Raw genomic sequence first — 20,348 nt, forward strand, 5'->3', positions numbered from 1 at the left:
CCATTTCGTCATTTCAGTAGGGAGTGCATGGCCCAATGGCGGCCCAACCTAGATTAATGCTCATGGCGGGTTTGGGTTTTGCGGTGAAATTGGCAACGCCCGCAATTGCGTTGGCCAGGTCATCGTGTGCGCCCGGCGCGTGGTCAATGCTGTCGCGTCCGCCTCGAGTAGTACGGCGCTCCAGCCCCAGCAATTCACGGTGTAACTGGTTGTCCGGTGGTAGTTCGATATTGCCGCTGTTCAGCAATGGCAACAGATCCTTGTACAGCTCGGACTTGTTCTTGTCGGACCTGATGTAACTAATGCGGCGCTTGTTGAATTGCTCCCGCGGCCACTCACCCGCGTATGCGTCCCCGCGCACCTCGCGGATGCGGTACGTCTTGAGCAGCTTGCAGAACTCATCAACAACGGACTCAGGGCTAAACGGAGGTCTCACCGCGCGGGTGCAATCAATGATTACCCGCTCGTCTTTATCCTGATGGGCAATGGCCAGGGTGAAGGCGTCGGCACTGCCCCCGGAAGGATCGACAAAGGCGGTATAGGTGGAGCGGCTGTCGGGCATGATCTCCAGTTGGCTCGGGCGGGTGCATCGGTCCAGGGTTTCCACGGTCACATAACCCTCAACATCGGTGCGGAACTGTGCCCCGTATTCAGCCGCAGCGGCCGTAGGATCGTTTTCGTAGGCCTCGGCAACCACTGACTCATCCAGGGTTGGATTCATCGTCAGCGTGGGCGCCTGAGCGACCAGGACGCGGGCGCTATCGGATCCGAAGTGGCGCCGGTAGGACTCCCACAGCACACCACGGCGCGCGTATGGGCTGGACAGTGCAATCAGCTTGCCATTCAGCGTGGCCAGAGAGGGCCGCAGGGCGTTGATAATCTCCCGGTCAGGGCTCGCACCATCGACCATCCAGAACGCTATCTCATCGAGGATCGCGCAGCACACCGTGTAACCGCGGATGCCTCTGTGTGTGGCCGTCATCACCTCGATAACGCAGCGGTTCACCAGCTCGATAGACTCCTGACCATCGCGGACAACCATCGCTTGCAGCATGGGGCAGGATTCAATCAGGCCGCGGATATAGCGCATCACTGAGCGGGCTTGCTTCCGGTCAGCCGCGACGATAATTACCGTGGCCACCTCACCCGGCGCCAGCTTGCTCCGGTAGTCGTTAAAGAAGGCCTCAAACACAGCCAGGAGGCCGGCAGCGTTGGACTTGCCACCCCTCCGGCCGATAGCCAGCCAGAGCTCACCAAACGGGCTCAGGACCGGCGTGCGGTTGGTCAGCTCATGGAATACAGCGGCTTGGGTTTCGTCCAGCGGCAGGCCGTAGAAGCCGCCCAGGAGCGCCCGCCAGTTTGCCCAGGAGTCTCCCCCGAATTGATCCGCGAACAGGTTGGGATCTGCCACAGCTTCTAATAGGTTCATTTGCTCCCCCTTATGTAGGTCTCAAGGGCCGGGACCACCTTTGCCTGGCGTTGCAGCCCCAGCTTGCTAAACAGGCCATTGAGCGCGTTGCAGGCCTGCACCCACTTACCGCTGTCGAACTCCGCACCTGTGGCCAGCTTTGCCTCCTCCTGCTGCAGGTGGAATTCGAGGAACAGCGCCCGGTCAATCAGCGCCTTCTGCTGGTAGCTGAGCTGGTCCAGACCGCCCAAGTCATCGCACAGCTGTTGGTGCCGGTTGGCCAGCGTCTGCGCTATGGCCGTGCGCTTATCCAGGCTGGCCAGCCAATCGGGTTGATAGCGGGCTGGTGGGCATTGCTTCTTGCTCATATCTGGCGTTTATCTCCCTAGTAATTTCCGCAAAATCTCTGTTTATGTTGGGTAGGTTGTTTGAACATCAGACCGACCGGAAACCCGCATCAGCTCTAGCCCGCACCAGCAAACGGCTCCCGGAAAACCTTTGGAGCCTATGTGAGGGCCCAAACCGGCCAAAATCTGCAGGGTAGCGGGCGAAAATAGGCACTTTTAATCGCATCCCATCTCCTCCACTTTCCCCACTCTCTCCCGTCCAAATTTCAACCAAAGCGAAGACTGCATTTCCTCCACTGAAAGCCAATCGGGATCAATTACCGTTATCTGCCGGCCATCCAATTCCACATGCCAGACTTTCGCGCTGGGCTCGGATACCGGACCAGTAAAAACCGACTGATAGAAATGCTCCGTGGGCGTCAATGGCCGATTCATGCCGCACCCCCCAAACAGTGCTGGCAGCCCTCACCCGCACACCTTGGGCAGACAGGGTTTGCCAAGACCGCCACAAGATCACCACTCTCATAATTTGGCGGCCTTGCACCACCAATCTCTCTACAACCCTTGGTGTTACTAGCTTCCAACAAGACCGACACACCCTGATTATTGGTGGCGGTGTTGCAGATATTGGCGGCCTTGGCCGTGGCGGTGTTGTCGGTGGCGGACTTGTTACTATCAGCGGCTTGAATCCCGCGTGGTGCCTCATCTCCAACAAGACCGCCAGATTTTGAGGTGAGACTGGCGGCCTTACTGCTGTCGGTGTTGTCGGGAATTCTCCATTGCCAAAACCCGCGGCCGCCCTTCCCGTCGCTGATCCGCTCGGCGATAACGCCTAGCTCAGCCTTCGCCCGCTCCACTGTTCGCCAGCTGGTGCCGGCGCCATTGGCTTCCGCTTTGATCTGGTTCACGGGGACGGGGCCGGACCACAGCAGTTCCTCAAGCCATGTCGCAGCCTCATCGCGCGGCGAGCTTTCATCCTCCGCATCGCCGAGCAACTCTCGTGCGGTTCCCTCTAATGGCTGCCCCCAGGTAACACGGCTCGCGCTAAGACCATCAATGTCCACTTGCTCGAGGCTGTACGCGAAGCCGCCACCATCCGGGCCGATATTCGATTTTGCCCGCGCCATGATGCGCCGGCCGTCTTCGCCCTTAGCTGTAACAATCACAACGCGCGCCAACGCTGAGAACGCTATGGACCCAGTTACACGCTCGGTAGGATCGCGGCCGGCAGTGCCCTTGCTGAAGTGAGAAATGCCGAGTACCGCGCAATCAAGGCGAGAGGCGAGGTTTACGATTGGCTGAAGCGCCCGGCGCACTTCCGTATTTTTGTGGCTGTCGCCGGCAACCGCAGACACGACCGGATCGCAAATCATCAGGGAAATGTCCCCAATCTCTTCCGCGGCCCGCTCCAGCGTCAACAAATCGACAGCCGGATCAAAGGCTCGCTGCTCGCCACAAGAGAGCACATCACCGACGATAAACACGCGGCTCAAATCTGCTCCAGCTGCTCGCAGACGCGGCACCAGGGTATCCGCTGGATCATCTTCGCCCGACCAGATCAGAACATTGCCCGGAGTCGCCATAGTGGCGTCCGGCCACTGCCCGCCTCGGGTATTAACGGCAGCAATGGCCAGCGCAATTGTGGTTTTTCCGGTGCCAGGGGAACCGGCCAGGATGTGGAGCTTTCCCCTGGCGAGGTATCCAGGCCACTCCCACCGGATCGGGCGGCACACTACAGAATCGGCCGGAGTCAGCTGTATCAACGGCGGTGCATATGCTTCCGTCATGCGCGATCCTCCACGTACAGCCGGCCGAACTGCTCATCGCCTGGCCGGTAAACCCACATCGCCCGGTCGAAGAATCCAGGGTCATACTTCCGCAGCCGGTTTATAGCCTGCTCGACCATGTTCAAATCAGCGGACAGCGGGTGTCGGGGATCGTCCAGGAAAACGAATACCAGGTGCTCATCCAGCTTCAACTGCTCGCGCAGCTCGAGATTGGCGCGCGGGCGGCTGGGTTCCGGCTTCCAGGTGGGGTCATGGGGGAACAGGTCGCGGACGTGCAGCCCGAGCGCCTGGCAGAGGTCGCGGTAGTCAGCCCCGCAACCCCAGCAGCGCAGCCCGACCTTGCCGGAATCGTACTCGGTTGCCTCTAGCGAGCGTCCGTCATGGATGGGGCACCGTCCGCGGACCTTGTTCTTGCCAATGAATCGAACATCGGCAATTGTCGCCACAACCTTGTCAAAGGGCGCTGCGGACGGGCTATAATGCTTGGGCTGATGAAAGTGACTTGGAAACCCGCCTGCGGCCGCCACCGCTCGCGGGTTTTCTTTTGGCCGCATCATGCGGCGCCCCCCTGCTTAGCTTCCCAGGCTTGAATATCTGAGAGACGCCAGCGGGTGGATCCGTTGATTTTTACAGGCTTGGGGATCTGCTCGTTCGCTGTCCAGCGCCAGATTGTCGCGCGTGACACTTCGTAGCGAGCTGCGAGCGTTCTATCCGAGAAATATTGAGGCTGCATCTGCATGGGTTGTGCCTATTCATGTTTGATTAAGACACAACCCATTATTCACATATAGCAGACACCTTAAATTTGGAGCGCGTACGCCAATTATGATTAGCGTACGCCGATTATGATTATTTCCTCTTAGGCGGACCCGCTTTTGTGGCGTAAGCGGGCGCGACCGGCCTTAACCAAGCTTTTATGCCCTCGGGGCTGCCGGGCAAATAGCCGTACAGTTCATGCCCGTGTGTGGCTGTTAACAGCTTCTTGTATACTAGCTCGCACATTTCTCCAATTCTGATTAGCTGCTCTGTGTCCAGCTCCCAAAGGGCGACAGCCTCTCTCTGTGCACACTCCTTTAACGTCTTAGACGCCGCTGATTTCCACCAATTTCGCTCGTCCTGCTTCCTGGTTCTTTTTGCTTCTCTCTGTTGAACTAGGAGGGCCGGCACAATCGCCTCTTTTATCATCTCGTTCTCGAGCTGGCCGGCGGCCTGGCCCAGCTGATAGAACGCTAGGGCTATTTCAGACGTGTCGCCAGAAACCGTGGCGGACGCCGCCCGGTCTACGGCATATTTGAACTGTTTCCAATCAGGGGGCAGTTCCGAGTCCTCCCACAGATTGTTTAGCTGCGCCAGCCATAGCTGCCCGCGCTGGTACTTCAAAAACTCATCCAGATCTGGATTGTTCATCTGTTCAACTGCCGCAGATACTTGCTCAGCGGTGTACTCCTTTAACGGAACCTGCGAAGCAACGAACGTTTCCCAGCTTTCATACCTGTATCTCTTATCCATCAGCGACGGCCTCCGATATTGACCACCTTGGCACCCTGCGGCACTTCACCGCGGGAGCAGTAATTTTCCCATTCCGCCATCAGTTGGCGGCGCTTATCGAGCAGCGAATCCCGCGCATATGCGGCCCGGGTGCGGTCTGTGCCAACGTGGGCCAGGGCCAGCTCTGACACCTCATCGTCATAGGCGGTGTGAATGCGGCACCAGTCCTTGAAAGTCGAGCGGAAGCCGTGAACTGTTATATCCCCGCCAATGCTCTTGGCCATCTTGCTAACGGATACGTCGCTGATCTGCGGGGAGCGAGGGCCGTGGAATATCGTCTCCCCGAGCTGGGGCATGGACTTGATGAGCTTGATAGCGGCATCGGTGAGCGGGACAACGTGGGTTTTGCCCTCTTTCATCTCGCCGCCGTCGATCGTCCAGGTTTTGGCGTCCAGGTCGATTTGATCCCAACGCGCTGCGCGGGCCTCTCCCGGCCGGGCCGCGGTCAGAATGGTAAACTCCAGGGCACGGGCGGAAACGCCGTCACGCTCTCGCAGAGAGGCGAAGAAGCCGGGCATATCGTCAACAGGGAGTGCGGCCCGATTGCGAGCCTTGCGCACGTTAGAGGGTTTCGGCAATACCTTCTCTAGGTAGCCTTTCCAGCGCGCCGGGTTGGCGTCTTTGCGCAGCCCCTCCACTGTGGCCAGGTCAAGAATGCCCTCCACATGGAGCCGCACCCGGTTGGCCGTGTCGGTCTTCTTCTCCCAAATGGGCTTGAGGATCTCTTTGACGTGAGCCAGCTGCACATCAGCCGGAAGCATGGAGCCAATGACGGGAAAAACGTAGGCCTCAAGTTGGTTCTGTAGTTTGCCAATCCGCTTGGCTACATCCTTGCCCTTAAAGTCCTTGCCCTTCTTGTCCACATAGTCCGCGGCAACCTTGCGGATAGTGACAGACTCCACCCGCTCGGCCTGGCGCCGTGAGCGCGCCGACTTTCGCTCGGCTACCGGGTCCGCTCCCTCGAGGATCTTGCGCTTCATGTCCATAGCGGCTGAGCGGGCCATTGCCAGGGACACCAGCGGATAGCTCCCCAGACCAATGTCCCGGCGCTTGCCGTGAATCACCACCCGGAGAACCCAGGAGGCCGACTGCTCGTTTTTAACCTGAAGCGCCAGGCCTTCCGAGCCGGTACCGCCCACCGAGTGAAACCCTACCTTTTTTGATCGCGCCTTGACCTGTCTGTCTGTGAGCGCGGGAGCCCTCTTTGGCATCTCAGCCTCCTGTCAAAATTCGTCCCCGAATTCGTCCCCGAACTATTTCCCAACCACATACCCAACATAAAGCAAGATATTACATAGAATCGGATAAGACAAGATAAAACACGGAAAAATAAAAAAAGGCTTGTTTTAAGGGCTTTTACGAAACAAAACGAGAAAAGATGAGACACGGCCGCGGCGTCGGCCTCTGGTACCAGATCCAAACCCGCGCCAGCTCTAGCTTTCGCGGGTTTTTTTGTTTTTTGGCGCTGGCTATTTGTGCTGCCAAGATCCGCCAAAGTGTCAACATTGTGTCAACGCCGCTTTCTCCACGTTGTATTGCACTGCATCCCCAGGAAATGCGCGCAGCTGCTGACGCTCCCCGCTTTTGGGCAATGCACAGATCCATCGCTGCCATTCCAAGTTATTCACCACATGAAATTGGGCACCTGGTGGAAGGCCGCGTGGCCTGGGACTGGTCGCGGATAGGCCGTTTCACTGATCAAAAAGGCGCCGGAAATCGGCAGGCGTGGGGAGGAGTGAATTTTGCCCCTGCGGGTGTTGGATTTATAAACACAAAAGCCGGGATTGCGCCCGGCTTTTTAATTGGTGGTCAGTGTTTCAGATATTGGCCAGTAATCGCTTTTTCGCTTCCTGGAACTCTTCGTCACTTACTGCGCCCGAATCGCGTAATTTTGCCAGGCGTTCCAGCTTGGCCAGGCTGTCTTCCGCTGCAGGCTCCGCTGGCTTTGACTGGGATCGCTGGCGGCCCGCATCGATCGCGGCAGCCAGTGCCTGGTCGCGCTCTTTATCCAGGCTTTTAAATTCCAGGGAATCATTGCTGGTATGAACGCGCAAAGTGTAATGACCTAGGCGGGATCTGCGATCGATAGAAGAAATCTTGTCCAGCTCGATGCTTTCCAGCACTTCCCCCAACATTCCCTTGCGGCAAAATATCACGCGATGCTGCGAAACCATCAGCGTGCCATTCTTCTGCGATTCGGCGCCCTGCCCCATCACTTTGCCTATATAGCCTTCCGCCCACGCCTGGATCCCCTCACCGGGTTTTGCGTGCGCTTGTCGAAAGTGGATAACGTGTTTCGATTCCTTGGCCATTGGATTTCTCCCTGCGGTATTAATGGCAGCAGATACTAGGAGAAATCCGCCGCGCGCGTCCAATGACACTATTGTGAATTGTGCCGATTTGCCAGCCAATTCATATTCGCTTCGATCGCGCGGAACATCGCCAGTCGGTCCATCAGCTCTTTGCGCCACTCCCGACCGATGGGCCATTGGTAGCGCGCGCCATAGAGGCGCTCAAAGTTCGGAAAAAAGATTTCATACATGGCTGCCTGGCGGTCGGTGGCAGCGCGCACGCGCCGGATCTCCACCGGCTCGCCGTCCACAATGATCTGTCTCGCTTTCATGAGTTGTCCTATACTGTCTATTTATACAGTACAGGACAAGAAGACGGCAGAATGCCAATCCAGCAGCAGACACTTTAACGAGCTTTTAACGCTAGAGCAGAGGCGTGTCTTTACTGCATTCTACTGGCTGGTTTTTTTGGACTCCTTTTCCCTGCGCAATAGTTTCATTACATGATCATGCATAGCTTGCACTTGTTTTTCCTTTTCATTCCACTCTTTTCTTGACTTAGGCTTCCTCCCAAACTCGTCCTGAGTAGCGATCAAACGCCCATCCGCCCCTCCTATGAATATCTCCTTGCCTCGCCCAAGTAACTTCACACTTTTTGATATGAAAACCCTATCCAGAGTCGCCCAATCCTTTTTCTTTAGGCCTTTCTCGGGAAATAGCCAATCTCTTCTGGCAGCCGCAACATACCTTTTTGCCCTTGACTTCAGAATATAATTTATCGCCAAAACTTGTTGTTCATCTAAATCCCGCTCACGGATAATATCGTCATAATTGGCAATTGTATTATCGAAATACCTCGGATTTGTTCTGGGCTTTCCAGCTTTTAACTTTCCGGGACTCCTCGCATATTCAATATTAGTTAGTATGGCGCAGTGATTTAAGTCTAGCGGGAAAATTGTTCTAGTGCCTTTAAGATGAATGCCGGGGTCATGCGGGAATTTACATTGCTTACTTCCAGGATAGAAAGCGGGATTGTATAGTGTCACGGGATTATCAGTAACTACGAACTTTGTATCTGAATTACCAGCACTTACAACTTCCATAGAAGCCTCTACCCACATTGTGCAGTGCATTCGGCGAATTTTTTGCATTCCAATAAGGAGATCGTTGTAATTTTTTGGCTTAACAAGCCCTATCAACCATGACAGCCCTTTGGGTGTGCGTAAACGCTGGGCATCCATGTATTCATAATAATTTAAGATATGATCGTGAATCTCCCGCATCCAGTTCTGAGATGACAACGCTGCAACGGCTGCCGAACCATCGGTATCGATTCTTCCGAACAGATATTTCTCGATATCGTCATTCTCAACACCGAAGTATTTGGTTGTATACAGGTCTATTTCGAAAAAAAACTTGCCAGGACCTTTTACAAGAACTTCGCCTTTTTTAACTTCCCTTCCATCAGGTGTAATTATGCGCTCCGGGGACAAATCCAGCCGGTAATAAGCCGTCTGCCCGTTAAGCATAAACCTCTTTTGATACCACTCGGGAACATAATGGTGTTTATGAGATTGTTGCACGACTACCTTTAACTGAATCTAGATGTTTCTTCGAACGACCAATTTTACAACTCAGAAGACCAATGGGGTCGGGCTCCTTTGATCTTTTAATTTCACTGCCTTAGAGCACGAGTCATTGATGCGAAGTTACAGGAGACCTAATTAACGTGATTGCTAAAACTTTCATCAATCGGAATTCCATTTTCTGCTCGAATACGCTTGTGACGCAGCTTCAAGGCTACTTGCATGGCCGTCATTACCAGCATTACCGAGAAAATTACTAGAATCATGGGAAAAACAGAGTCGGCAACCTTCCCGAATAAAGTAGAACTCTCGAAGCTTCCTTTAATAAACGAGAGCATTGTCCCCAATGCCACTATGGTTCCCAGCGTCATTGATAGGAGGCTGGTCATTTTCTCTTTGTATTCAACCCTTGCCACAAAAGCTTCTCTATCTATGATATCTGCCTGTAATTCCTTGGTTTCTTTTTGAATTAACGTACTAAGTGCTTCGCAATACCCCTTCTTTGAGGAAGAGGATATAAAACTAGAGTCCATAATTTCCTTAATAAGGTCTTCTACTATTTGTGCCGTGCCATGCAGCCTCTCTACTTCAACCTTATATTTTCTAGCGGTCGCGTTCCTTAACGCCTCAATTACCTCTGTGGAAGGAAGGCTATTCTCCGAAATTTCTGGACGGATAGCATACAGAATTTCTTTGTTGGCCGTACCAATGCTGATGGCCAGTTCCCGCTGGTCTTTCTTAGAAAATAAGGTTCTGGTTAGCCAAGCTACGATAAGGCCACTTAGTACACCACCACCGACTCCAACTACCCATCCATTATTCAATAGTTCTTCCATATTCTCCTCATGGAGCTATCACGACTATCCCATAGAATCGAATCATCAACTGAATGACCTTTGCCCCGCTTCTCGCAAATAGTTCATTTCAGCCCTTATTACAGACAACCTATCCTTGTAAACAATATGCAAAGGGAAAGCTACCGCTAATAGATGCCAATTTACCAACCCAATATTATTCCATTCCCCAATCAAGATGATGAATGCTATAAACCCCATCAAACCGACCACAGATGCTTGCAATCTCATCCTTGCCAGAAGCGCACTGTGAAGCAGAGTGTCTTTTACAGATGAAAACTCTTCATTATATAATTGCGTTTTCAATACCTAACCCTCAATTACAAAACCACGCCCGTCGCCGTTATCTGCGATGCATTTTACAAAGACACCTGAAAATCCTTTGTGGAACGTGATTGATCTTCATTGTCCCAGCGTAGAGTAATCGGAAAAGATGGATATCCACCGCCAAGAGCAATCACAGCATGCATGGTAAAATAATCACCTGGGTTTAAAATTTCATAAGGAATTTTTTCACTGTACTCGCTTCCGATTATTGGATTTGAAAAATCTCCCTGCCTAAGATTAAAATAAATATTCTCGGCTTTTGCAGGCCCAAGATTTTCTATATAAAATTTATACGAACCATCGTGTTTCTGCAGACTTATTCTTAAATCCGCTTTCTTTGAATTAGCTTTATCTTCAGCAATTTTTGCCAATTGTGTTTGACTTAGTTCCGCATGAATATTTTCAAGCTCAATTAGCTTCTCAGAAGTTTTTTTGCTTCTAGAGAGAGAAACTACTGACGCCAGTATCGCCAAACCAGAAAGAATCGTATTTAGAATTTCGTATTTACTCATGACTCATACTACTTAATGTTGGCAACACCCGCAGAGCGTAGCGAGGCCCAACGCATAAAATGTGCGATGACGCTTGGCCTTACTGTGAACCTTACTGTGCAAAGCCTACGTATTTATTCACAATACTCCAATTCACTGTATTTGGTGAAACACCAAGCTTTAAAGATGGCGCTTTATAACAGACACCAAATGTCTGATTTGGAGCAAGAATTTTGTGCGATTCATATGGCGTCGAGTACTCCCCACCGTATGAACCGTAGTTTACGATATTGTCGCTATAACCTGGCCTGTATGCACCAATATTCCACTTTATGTTTTCTACAACCTTTCGGCTACCATTTTTGAAGTTTATAGCTATTGGATATTCTTCAGAGCAGATTGATGTATCGTATTTCACAACTATTGATACTGCTTCAAGATCTCGTCTCTTAGAGTTTTCATCTACCTGTAGATATAGGTAAATTGCTCCCATACCTCCAACCACAACTGCACCTAGTACTCCCATCTGCTTGGGAAAAATGAATATCAATATTATTCCTATAATTATCGCAACCCAAATCATGGAATCCCCTTACCTTTACTTATAATACCTGCAGCGGGGTAGGAGCGGCCGAAGCGTAGCGCACACCATTTTGCCCACCACTAGGAGCTGGGAAAACGGCCTGCGCTTGCTATATTTATTCTGTTAATAAGGAGATCATTTTGGGATCGTAGTGAATCCCAACAGTTACGTTTTTACCTGAAACAACACGATTTGACCCAATTTCGCGAGAAAAATCTACTTTGAATTCTGAATTTAGCTTCTCGATAACTTCAGAATCAATTGTGATCTCTTGATTAGACTCATCAATCACCTTAAAGGAAACTGTAGCATTCAAAGTCTGGGTAATAACATCAAAATGAGTGCCATCTTTCATATAGGCTTGCAATTGCCGCCTCAGTGATGAGTCATTATTTATAGCCTCATCAATTGCACGGAAAATTCTATTTTTGGGAATTAAACTTGTTTTGGTGTCAGTAAATTCTACCTGAATTCTCTGGTTCGAATTATAAGACGCTCCAGCTGATAAGATTTTACTAATTTCAGATTCAAATTTAGATCTAATATTACTGGTTTCTTCAACACTAATATCCCACCCTTTTGAGGTGCTAGCTAAATCCCATGGGATTTGCGGATCAAATGCCACCTCAACTTTTCTTGGCGACGAATAAATCTCCACAATTTGTCCGGAAGTATAAATATTGCTGGGATTTGGCAGCTCCACAAATCCAGTATGTTTTTGTATTCCAACCTGATTGCCAACGCAACTTGCCAACAAAATAACGAGCATTGCAAAAAGTGGGTACTTTAAATATTTCATGATCATTCCTTTGGATATACTTAAATATGATAGGTTGCTTAAACTACAAATTCTTTATATCCGTATCGCCTAATACGGAGGGAACAACCAATCAATCTTTCAAGAAAAGTTATCATTAATCAAGAGAATTCAAATTACATCAAATTTCATGAAACTGTACATATAACGATCACTTTCCCATAGCAGAGTTGTTACTACAAGCCGAACAGATCTACGCCTCCCAAAAATCCAGCCACTTAGGTACATAATCACCGGGATACTAGGCATCATCCCACTGAGCTTCGAATACGAGCAGGCCAATTATTGGTGATTAATTAATCAATCAGAGAGCTGAGGGAGGCACTGAGCGCATTGGCATCGCCCTGATGCTCCCCAATACCCGCCTGCTGATCCGGCGGCGCCCCATGGCTCGCGTGGGTGTGGCCTGCCAGAATATTGGCCAATGACGACACAATGTCGATCAGATCCGCCAGCACCTGCAGCACATTCAGCGATTCGCTGCCCAGCCACACGGTGCCGCCGTCTTTCACCTTCACCGATTGCTGCACCGCTGCCAGGGAATCGCGCACGTTGCCCACGCGCTCTTTTAGATCCCGCCCGGCGGTGCTGTTGATATCGGCCGCCGTGGTCAGGTTCAGATTATCCAGGGCCGACAGGTTCAGGCTGCCGCCGGTAAGCAGCCGCAGCGCGCCCAGGGCTTCGATGATCTTGGCAGCGGCGATTTCTTCCAGGGAGTGTTCGCGCACCTGTTTGCGTTCGGTGCCGTAGTCTTCCAGATTTTGCGCCGCTGACAGAATGCGGCGCAGGGAATCTTCCGTGATATTGCCGTGCGTTTCGCGCAGCCAGTGGCCGGCCGCGTCGATCTTTTGCCGCACCGCTTCACTCTACTGCCACAGCTGTTCTTCGCGATCGAGCGCCGGCACGCCCAGGCCGCGACTCAACACCGTGCGGATAAAGGGCTGATCCGACTGGCCAAAGGCAAAGGGCAATTCAACCACCGTGCCCGGTTCTGGCAATGCCAGCGCGCCGCGCTCGGTACCGGCGTTGGCCAGTGCCACACTGCGGAAAATTGGCAGACTGTTATCCGACGAGACCGGCTCTCGGTTCGACCAAGCGCAGCAGTTGGGACGCCGAAGGCGCCCGCTGGAGTGCATCGGCAATGCCGACGCGATCAGTCCGACCGGGTTCATGCACAACAGCGCCCGCAACGTTCACTCGACGCTGACTTTAACTCCCGCATATTCCGTCGAAGTCGCCCTGACCACCGGCTGCACCGTCAGCATTTTGCCATCGTACTCGATATCCGGGTGCAGATAGGGTTCAAATCCTTCGGTGCTTTCACCCCCTGCCAGCCAGCGCTCGACAAAATCCGCATCCGCCGGCGCGATCATCGGCAGGGATTTCTCGTGGTATTTTTTTGTCGCCGGATGGGCATCCAGAGTGATGATGGAGCAGCTGAGCAGGTCGCCCCAGGTCTTGTACAGGCCACAGAAGAAAAACGGCTCGCCGTAGCTGAACTCCACCGGGTTCTTGCCGCCCTGACTTTCCACCCAGGCGGTCGCCGGAATCAGGCAGCGGGACTTGCGGTATTCGGGCCGCGTGCCGAGCTTTTTCCAGTTGCTGTTGATCGACCAGTACTTGCGGTGCGGCTTCCAGCTATCGCCGTCCCGCTCCAGGTACAGATGCCAGATGGCGTTTTCGATTTCCGCCTCGCCGCTTCTCGCGGTGACGATGGAGACCTGCTGGGTAGGGCGGCGGCGCCGTCCGAAGATCATGCGCTGCGGGTGGTGCACGCCGTAGATCTCCAGGAAGCGCTCAATGCCCGCGTGGTCGTCTACATCGAATACGCTGCACATCAGGTCACCGCGACCTGCTCTGCACCGCGCAGCGTCAAGGCTGAAATAGCCAGCGCCAGCACCGAACAGAGCGCGATGGCCGCCACCAGCGGCAGCGGCGTGCCGTCGAACACCAGGCTGACAATCACTATCGCCACTGCGCCCAGCAGCATCTGCACTGCACCCCCGAGGGCCGCGGCGGTGCCGGCAATGGGGCCGTGCTCTTCCAGTGAGAGCACCATGGAGGTAGGGATCACCAGTCCGAGGAAGGCGTTGCTGGTCAGCAGCATGACCACCAGCAGGGAAAAATCATCGAAACCGGCGGCGATCACGCCCAGCATCAATACGGAGCTGGCGGCAAAGCCGCTCACCGCCCATCTGACCACCGCTACCGAGCCGAAGCGCTCGCCGAGGTTCGCCGCGAACTGGCTGGCGGTGAAGAAACCCAGCGCATTCAACGCAAAGGCGAGGCTGAACTGGGTGGGCGTCAGGCCGTAGTGGCCGGTGTAGAGAAAGGACGCCGTGGACAGAAATACAAAAAAGCTCGACATGCCCATGCCGCCGATCACGGTGAGCCCCATGTAACCCGGGTCGCGCAGCAGGGTGGCGAAGGCGCGGGTCATGGCGCTGAATTTGAAAGGCACGCGATCTGCCGGCTGCAGTGTCTCCGGCAACCCGGTCGCGGCCAGTATCAGGCTGAGGACAGTGGCCAGTGCCACGGCAATAAATACCGAAGGCCAGCCGAAAGGTTCGATCAGCGCACTGCCGGCCAGCGGTGCCAGCATCGGCGAAATGGAAATCACCAGCATCACCGTGGTCATCAGGCGGGTGGCCTCGGAGCCGGTGTAGCGATCGCGGATCACCGCCCGCGGGATGGACATCACCGAGGCGGCCCCCACGCCCTGCACAAAACGCAGCGCGACCAGCCACTCGATGCTGGGGGCGAGAGCGCAGCCGACGGACGCCAGCGCAAACAGTACCAGGCCGAAATACAGCGGCGGCTTGCGCCCGAACATATCCGAGGCCGGGCCGTAGAACAGCTGGCAGAGCCCGAAGGCGACGAAAAAGGACATCAGTGTGTACTGGGTCGCCTCCACCGGCGCGTCCAGACTCGCGGCGATCGCCGGCAGCGCCGGCAGGTACATATCGATCGCAAACGGGCCCACGCAGCTCAAGAGCCCGAGAATCATTGCCATCCTGACCAGGTCCGACTTCATAACTGCCTTCCAATGCCTCTACCAAACTACCGCGCGGCCTGATCTTCTCACGGGTGAGCTACCAGGGGTGAACCGGGGATTCTAACAGGATAGCTGCCGGCACCAAGGCCGCTTTCTGGGTCGCGTTTCTGCCGTGCCTACAGTTCATGGGTCAATTTTGCAAAAATTGAAGCATTACCAATCAGATCATCCGTGTTGGTGTTAAGCTCCGGGACTTGGGTAAAGTGCAGAAACATAATTTGACGGTGTAGGGGATCTGTGTCGCTTTCCTCGCGGCGCGTGCCTCACTCAGCACTTCCGGTAGCGCAGGTCTCCCGACCGCCTGCGGAGGCCCATGAGACCAATAAGTCAATCATTAGTATCCAGATACAGGGAAGTTCGGCCCGGCCGATAAGTTTTGCTCGATCACGGACCTCAGTAGCAATCGCTGGATCTGTCGACCGCGGATAGCGGTGACTGAATTGCAGATTAAGGTGATCTTCATGCTTAGGGGACAAATTCCCACAGCGACGCCCCTGTACAACTGCAGCGGCAGTGCCGCCCATTGCACGAAAATCGGGGGGCGCAGATGAGCCGGTCGCTGCATCGCACTTTTGATAAAGTCCGGAAACTCGTTAAAGAGCTGGTGCTCCCCCACAATCAGAGTCTGCGCAGCCTGCTGCAAAAGACCTGGGTCAGAGGAGTGCCAAGCGGCCAGCTGCTCGCGGTAGCCGCAGGCCCCGAACCCGCGCACCAGTCCCGCCCCGAGGACAGACCGCAGCCAGCCGCACCGCGCCGGCGCCAGCGGCCGACACTGCTGCGCCCCGCGGCAGATGCGAATCCCTTTATCGCCACCACACCCTGCTGGGTGATCACCCTGAATCCGGAGGGCGAGCGGACCCGCGCGCTGATGGATTCCCTGCAGGAACAAGGGCTGCCGGCGCAGACCATCGCCGGCGTCGACGGCCGCGCCGGTATGCCGCAGTTAGAGCCCGGCGAGCGACTGGCGAATGCCACCACCCGCTGGCGCCACCTGTGCGAGCTGAAGAGTTCCGAAGTGGGTTGCTATCTGGCCCACCTGCGCGCAATACGCCGCGCCTATGAATCCGGCCTGGAGCGGGTCTGTATCCTCGAGGACGATGTGTGCCTGGAAGCCGACTTCGGCAGCGTGCTGGCCGAACTGGAGCGGCTGCCGGAGGATATCGAGATGGTGCGCCTGATGGGCCTGAAAATCCGCAAGCGCAAGGAAATCCAGCCGCTCGCCGACGGCACGCACCAGCTGGTGCGGCCGGAGCGCGGCTGGTGCGGCACCCAGGGCTACATCATCAACCGCGCCGGCATGAAGAAGGTACTGGCACACGGCAGCCGCATCTTCGAACCCATCGACAAGATGTTCGATCACTTCTGGCAGTTCGACCTGCACCTCTACGGCGTCGAGCCGCACCTGCTGTGGGAGATGGAGCAGACATCGAGCATCGAGAAATCCAATGCGGGCCGGGACAGGGTCGCCCCCTGGCTCTACTGGCTGCACCCGCTCGGCAAGCTCTGGCGGAGCCTGGGGCGCCACTATTACCTGCGCCGGCACGCGCGCGATTTCTACCCGGCGCGCAAGCCGAAACAGCGCCCGGGGCGCAGCGCCCGCATAAGACCCTGACCGGCAGTTGCGGCGCGGCGAACTCAGGATTGCCAGAAGCGTTGCATTTTCAGAAACATGAAAGATGCGGTCCAGGTGATCATCATCAGCCCGGTGAGCGCTTCCAGTCCGGCGGTAAAACGCAGGTGGCCCATGGGTTCGATATCGCCGAAGCCCAGCGAGGTATAGGTGGTAAAGGAGAAGTAGGCGCAGTCGATCAGGCTGCCGTCGAAGTTGCCCGTCAGCGTTTCAAAGTGCTCCGAATGCACCATAAAGAAATAACCGAGCGCGAAGAGCCAGATCTCCACAATATGGGCCAGCAGTGCGCCGAAAACGCCGGTCAACACCGCCAAATTGCGCTTGAGGGACAGCTTCTGCCCCAGGCGAAACAGACCGTTCAGGGACTCGTGATGGATCACCACTGTCGCGGCGACGAGCAGGCTGTTCAGCAGGAAGGCGATCAGCAGGTCAGCGTCGTCCACGAAAAAACTCCCTGACCAGGCCGCCGGCCTCCTCCGCCATCACACCACCTTCCAGCGCAATCCTGTGGTTGAAGAAGCCCGCCTCGCCGAGGCGCAGCCGGCTCTCCACGGCACCGGCGCGGGGCTCGGCGGCGCCGTACACCAGCCGGCCGACGCGCGCGTGCACCATGGCACCGAAACACATGGTGCAGGGTTCGATGGTCACGTACAGGGTGGTCTGCGGCAGGCGATAATTCTGCAGATGTTCCGCCGCGCGGCGCAGGGCGATGATCTCCGCGTGGGCACTGGGGTCGCAGTTGCCGATCGGCCGGTTGCTGCCCTCGCCGATAATTTCCCCCTCGTGCACCAGCACTGCGCCTACCGGCACTTCGCCGCGTTCGCCGGCGATTTCCGCCAGCTCCAGCGCGCGCCGCATAAAAGTGTAATCTCTCGGGGTTGCCATAAATAACGATGTATTTCTTCTGTGAGCGAAATGGCGGGGCGGACAAGTGTCCAACGCATCCGCTTTTCTGCTTGGTGATGCGCTAGCGCTTATCCGCGCCGCAAATCTGTGGGAGCCTGCCCTGCAGGCGACAGCATGGATGCCATCAGCGGCATTGTATCGCCAGTAAGGCTGGCTCCCACAGGCCACAACCAGCCTGCGCCGGGAAGCTTTCAAACTATTTTTTGCTGATCAACCGCCGCACGACAAAATCCGCCTCCAGCTTCAGGCTGTCGCGCAGCTCCAGCTCGCGGCGCACGTCGCTGTTGCCCTTCCAGGCGAAGGGCGTCATCGCGAGAAAGTCCGCAATCGCCTCGCGGCCGCGCAGCTTGAATGGAAAGCAGCAGCGCATCTCCACTTCCGGCGCAAAGCCCTCCACCGGCTTGGGCGGCGGGTGCCGGCGCGGTTCGTCGTAGAGCGCCGCCTTCAGCGGCCACAGGTGGTCCGGCCCCGGCGAAACGTCCAGCAGCGAACCGCCGGGATTCACGACCCGGTGCATCTCCGCATCCGCGGCCGGCGCGAACACCCGCAGCAGATGATCGACGCTGTCTGTCGCCAGGGGCAGCTCGTAGCTGCCCGCCACCACGAACTGCACACCGGGCTGGCTTTTCGCCGCCATGCGCACGCCGGCCTTGGCGATGTCGAGGCCCGCCAGTGCCTGTGCCGGCCAGCCGGCTGCCTGCAGCCCGCGGCTGTAGAAGCCCTCGCCGCAGCCGATATCCAGCAGCTGCCGCCCCGGTACATAGGGCATGAGCGCGACGATCGCTTCCACTAGCGGCCGGTAGTGACCCGACTCGAGGAAGCGCCGGCGCGCCTGCAGCATTTCTGCGGAATCTCCCGGCTCCCTGCTGCGTTTCTTGTTCACCGGCAGCAGATTCACATAGCCCTCGCGGGCGCAGTCAAAACAGTGCTGGTTGGCACAGCGCCAGGCGCCGTCGCCCAGCGCGAGCGGTAGATTACAGACGGGGCACTGCCAGATCATTCTGCTTCCATGGATTCTGTGGTCGGCAATTTCGCGGCCGGATGCTTGCGCAAGATTAAATCGGCGGCTTTTTCGGCGATGGCGATCACCGGCGCATTGGTGTTGCCGCTGATCAGGGTCGGCATTATGGAGGCGTCCACCACGCGCAGTCCATCGACGCCGCGCACTTTCAGCTCCGCATCGACCACGGCGAGATCGTCACCGCCCATTCTGCAGGTGCCGACCGGGTGATAAATGGTTTCGGCGTTCTGACGAATGAAACGCTTGATGGAAATCTTACTGACGAGCGGCTTTTGCGGGGACCACCAGCGCTTGTGATAGCGCTGCAGGTCCGCCTTCTGCAGAATTTCGCGCGCCATGGCAAAGCCCTCCTCCATCACCGCCATGTCTTCGCCGTCGCTCAGATAATTGGGCTGAATCAGCGGCAGCGCGCGGGGATCATTACTGGCCAGTGTGATTTCACCGCGACTCCGCGGGCGCAGTGCGCAGGCGTGCAGTGAATAGCCGTAGCCGCCGGTTTTTTTCCTGCCGTGCTCGAACAGCGGTGCGGCGGTCAGGTGAAACTGGATATCCGGATTGCCACCCGAGCGGCTGGAAGAGGCAAAACCACCCGCCTCGGCGACGTTATTGGTCAGCGGGCCGCGATTGATCAGCAGAAATTCCGGCAGGTGCATCGCCGTCTGCAGCTTGGGCAGCAGGGAATCGGAAAAAGTCACCGGTTCCGAGGCCTGCACCACCTGGGTGATATCCAGATGGTCCTGCAGGTTCTTACCCACCCCCGGCAGGTGCGCCTGGGGCACAATGCCGAGCTTGCTGAGTTGCTGCTGCGGCCCGATGCCGGAAAGCAACAGCAGCTGGGGCGACTGTATGGCGCCTGCACACAACAGCACTTCCTTGTTGGCCAGAATGCGCTTGCCGTTCAGCAGTTCCACTCCGCTGACCCTGTCGCCCCTGAACAACAGGCGCGCCGCCTGGCTGCGGGTCAACACGGTCAGGTTGGGCCGGTTCTTCACTGGGTGCAGATAGGCGGTGGCTGAGGAGCAGCGGCGGCCGCGCCTCTGTGTCACCTGGTAGAAGCCGACGCCATTTTGCTGGCTGCCGTTGAAATCATTGTTGAAGCGGTGACCGGCCGACTGGGCCGCCCGCACGAAGGCGCGCCCCGCCTCCGTCTTCCATTTCAGGTCGGCAACCGTCAGCGGGCCGATGCCGCTGTGGAAGGCATCGCTGCCCCGTTCATTGCCCTCCGCCCGCAGGAAGTACGGCAGCATGCCCTGCCAGCCCCAGCCGGGATTGCCAGCCGCCTCCCAGGCATCGTAATCGGCGCTGTTGCCGCGCATGTAGATCATCGCGTTGATCGAGCTGCTGCCCCCGAGGGTGCGCCCTCGCGGCCAGAACAGGCGGCGCCCGTTCAGATGCGGCTGCGGCTCGGTGTAATGATGCAGGTTGAAGCGCTTGCCGGGCACCAGGTAGCCGATACCGGCGGGCATGGAAATCAGCAGACTGCGGTCCACCGGTCCCGCTTCCAGCAGACAGACCCGGTGCTGCTCCTCGGCACTCAGCCGATTGGCCAGCACACAGCCGGCGGAACCGCCACCGACGATGACGTAGTCGAACACCAATTGGCGGGGCATATTTTCTCCGCTCGTTATTTTGTCGTGGGAATCGCCGAGACAGTACACTCAGCGGCAGCGAAATCACAGCCCGGCACGGGGCCAACC

At 56.0% G+C, this 20,348-nt stretch carries 24 protein-coding genes; 1 reads left to right on the forward strand and 23 read right to left on the reverse strand.

Annotation, left to right across the window (positions count from 1 at the left end; genetic code table 11):
* Positions 1-13 precede the first annotated feature (13 nt).
* The 19 genes from RRF64_RS16500 to RRF64_RS16590 form a co-directional block, all read right to left on the reverse strand.
* Positions 14-1,429: a hypothetical protein gene (locus RRF64_RS16500; protein ID WP_323847022.1), complete on the reverse strand. Its 1,416-nt coding sequence runs from the start codon at positions 1,427-1,429 to the stop codon at positions 14-16.
* Positions 1,426-1,776 carry a hypothetical protein gene (locus RRF64_RS16505; RefSeq protein WP_323847023.1) on the reverse strand — a complete coding sequence of 117 codons (351 nt, stop codon included), beginning with the start codon at positions 1,774-1,776 and terminating at the stop codon, positions 1,426-1,428. The genes RRF64_RS16500 and RRF64_RS16505 overlap by 4 nt, the downstream gene beginning before the upstream one ends.
* 410 nt (positions 1,777-2,186) lie before the next feature.
* Positions 2,187-3,542 (reverse strand): AAA family ATPase, encoded by a 1,356-nt coding sequence (locus RRF64_RS16510; RefSeq protein ID WP_323847024.1) that lies wholly within the window; start codon positions 3,540-3,542, stop codon positions 2,187-2,189.
* Entirely contained in the window at positions 3,539-4,099 is a 561-nt protein-coding gene (locus tag RRF64_RS16515) for a hypothetical protein (protein ID WP_323847025.1), read from the reverse strand. Before RRF64_RS16515 ends, RRF64_RS16510 begins: the two co-directional genes overlap by 4 nt.
* Entirely contained in the window at positions 4,096-4,281 is a 186-nt protein-coding gene (locus tag RRF64_RS16520) for a helix-turn-helix transcriptional regulator (protein ID WP_323847026.1), read from the reverse strand. The genes RRF64_RS16515 and RRF64_RS16520 overlap by 4 nt, the downstream gene beginning before the upstream one ends.
* A 110-nt stretch (positions 4,282-4,391) precedes the next feature.
* Positions 4,392-5,051 (reverse strand): hypothetical protein, encoded by a 660-nt coding sequence (locus RRF64_RS16525; RefSeq protein ID WP_323847027.1) that lies wholly within the window; start codon positions 5,049-5,051, stop codon positions 4,392-4,394.
* Positions 5,051-6,301, reverse strand: a complete 1,251-nt coding sequence (locus RRF64_RS16530) for a tyrosine-type recombinase/integrase (protein WP_323847028.1) — start codon at positions 6,299-6,301, stop codon at positions 5,051-5,053. Before RRF64_RS16530 ends, RRF64_RS16525 begins: the two co-directional genes overlap by 1 nt.
* A gap of 606 nt (positions 6,302-6,907) precedes the next feature.
* Positions 6,908-7,402, reverse strand: coding sequence for a PH domain-containing protein (locus RRF64_RS16535; RefSeq protein ID WP_323847029.1), 495 nt, complete (start codon positions 7,400-7,402; stop codon positions 6,908-6,910).
* A 68-nt stretch (positions 7,403-7,470) separates the two neighbouring features.
* Positions 7,471-7,713 carry a hypothetical protein gene (locus RRF64_RS16540; RefSeq protein WP_323847030.1) on the reverse strand — a complete coding sequence of 81 codons (243 nt, stop codon included), beginning with the start codon at positions 7,711-7,713 and terminating at the stop codon, positions 7,471-7,473.
* A gap of 120 nt (positions 7,714-7,833) precedes the next feature.
* Positions 7,834-8,910, reverse strand: a complete 1,077-nt coding sequence (locus RRF64_RS16545) for a hypothetical protein (protein WP_323847031.1) — start codon at positions 8,908-8,910, stop codon at positions 7,834-7,836.
* Between the two features lie 191 nt (positions 8,911-9,101).
* A complete protein-coding gene (locus tag RRF64_RS16550; RefSeq protein WP_323847032.1) occupies positions 9,102-9,803 on the reverse strand; it encodes a hypothetical protein in 702 nt (233 codons plus the stop codon).
* Between the two features lie 45 nt (positions 9,804-9,848).
* On the reverse strand, positions 9,849-10,127 hold the full coding sequence (locus tag RRF64_RS16555; RefSeq protein WP_323847033.1) for a hypothetical protein: 279 nt from the start codon (positions 10,125-10,127) through the stop codon (positions 9,849-9,851).
* 53 nt (positions 10,128-10,180) lie between these two features.
* Positions 10,181-10,660: a hypothetical protein gene (locus tag RRF64_RS16560; RefSeq protein WP_323847034.1), complete on the reverse strand. Its 480-nt coding sequence runs from the start codon at positions 10,658-10,660 to the stop codon at positions 10,181-10,183.
* 91 nt (positions 10,661-10,751) lie between these two features.
* Complete coding sequence (locus RRF64_RS16565) at positions 10,752-11,222, reverse strand: hypothetical protein (RefSeq protein WP_323847035.1); 471 nt, start codon at positions 11,220-11,222, stop codon at positions 10,752-10,754.
* A 115-nt stretch (positions 11,223-11,337) separates the two neighbouring features.
* Positions 11,338-12,021, reverse strand: a complete 684-nt coding sequence (locus RRF64_RS16570; RefSeq protein ID WP_323847036.1) for a hypothetical protein — start codon at positions 12,019-12,021, stop codon at positions 11,338-11,340.
* A 314-nt stretch (positions 12,022-12,335) separates the two neighbouring features.
* Positions 12,336-12,896, reverse strand: coding sequence for a hypothetical protein (locus RRF64_RS16575; protein ID WP_323847037.1), 561 nt, complete (start codon positions 12,894-12,896; stop codon positions 12,336-12,338).
* A 9-nt stretch (positions 12,897-12,905) separates the two neighbouring features.
* A complete protein-coding gene (locus tag RRF64_RS16580) occupies positions 12,906-13,079 on the reverse strand; it encodes a hypothetical protein (RefSeq protein ID WP_323847038.1) in 174 nt (57 codons plus the stop codon).
* Between the two features lie 153 nt (positions 13,080-13,232).
* Positions 13,233-13,877, reverse strand: a complete 645-nt coding sequence (locus RRF64_RS16585; RefSeq protein ID WP_323847039.1) for an SOS response-associated peptidase family protein — start codon at positions 13,875-13,877, stop codon at positions 13,233-13,235.
* Positions 13,877-15,073 (reverse strand): multidrug effflux MFS transporter, encoded by a 1,197-nt coding sequence (locus RRF64_RS16590; RefSeq protein ID WP_323847040.1) that lies wholly within the window; start codon positions 15,071-15,073, stop codon positions 13,877-13,879. The genes RRF64_RS16585 and RRF64_RS16590 overlap by 1 nt, the downstream gene beginning before the upstream one ends.
* A 568-nt stretch (positions 15,074-15,641) precedes the next feature.
* Here RRF64_RS16590 and RRF64_RS16595 point away from each other — a divergent pair.
* A complete protein-coding gene (locus RRF64_RS16595) occupies positions 15,642-16,706 on the forward strand; it encodes a glycosyltransferase family 25 protein (RefSeq protein WP_323847041.1) in 1,065 nt (354 codons plus the stop codon).
* A 23-nt stretch (positions 16,707-16,729) separates the two neighbouring features.
* On the opposite strand, the gene RRF64_RS16600 is transcribed toward RRF64_RS16595, so the two are convergent.
* The 4 genes from RRF64_RS16600 to RRF64_RS16615 form a co-directional block, all read right to left on the reverse strand.
* Positions 16,730-17,167, reverse strand: coding sequence for a potassium channel family protein (locus RRF64_RS16600; RefSeq protein WP_323847042.1), 438 nt, complete (start codon positions 17,165-17,167; stop codon positions 16,730-16,732).
* Positions 17,154-17,609, reverse strand: coding sequence for a tRNA adenosine(34) deaminase TadA (gene tadA, locus RRF64_RS16605; protein ID WP_422732641.1), 456 nt, complete (start codon positions 17,607-17,609; stop codon positions 17,154-17,156). Before tadA ends, RRF64_RS16600 begins: the two co-directional genes overlap by 14 nt.
* A gap of 217 nt (positions 17,610-17,826) precedes the next feature.
* A complete protein-coding gene (locus RRF64_RS16610) occupies positions 17,827-18,630 on the reverse strand; it encodes a putative RNA methyltransferase (RefSeq protein ID WP_323847043.1) in 804 nt (267 codons plus the stop codon).
* Positions 18,627-20,261 (reverse strand): GMC family oxidoreductase, encoded by a 1,635-nt coding sequence (locus RRF64_RS16615; RefSeq protein WP_323847044.1) that lies wholly within the window; start codon positions 20,259-20,261, stop codon positions 18,627-18,629. The genes RRF64_RS16610 and RRF64_RS16615 overlap by 4 nt, the downstream gene beginning before the upstream one ends.
* Between the last annotated feature and the right edge of the window lie 87 nt (positions 20,262-20,348).

This window comes from Microbulbifer magnicolonia (assembly GCF_035117725.1).
Classification (GTDB): Bacteria; Pseudomonadota; Gammaproteobacteria; order Pseudomonadales; family Cellvibrionaceae; genus Microbulbifer; species Microbulbifer magnicolonia.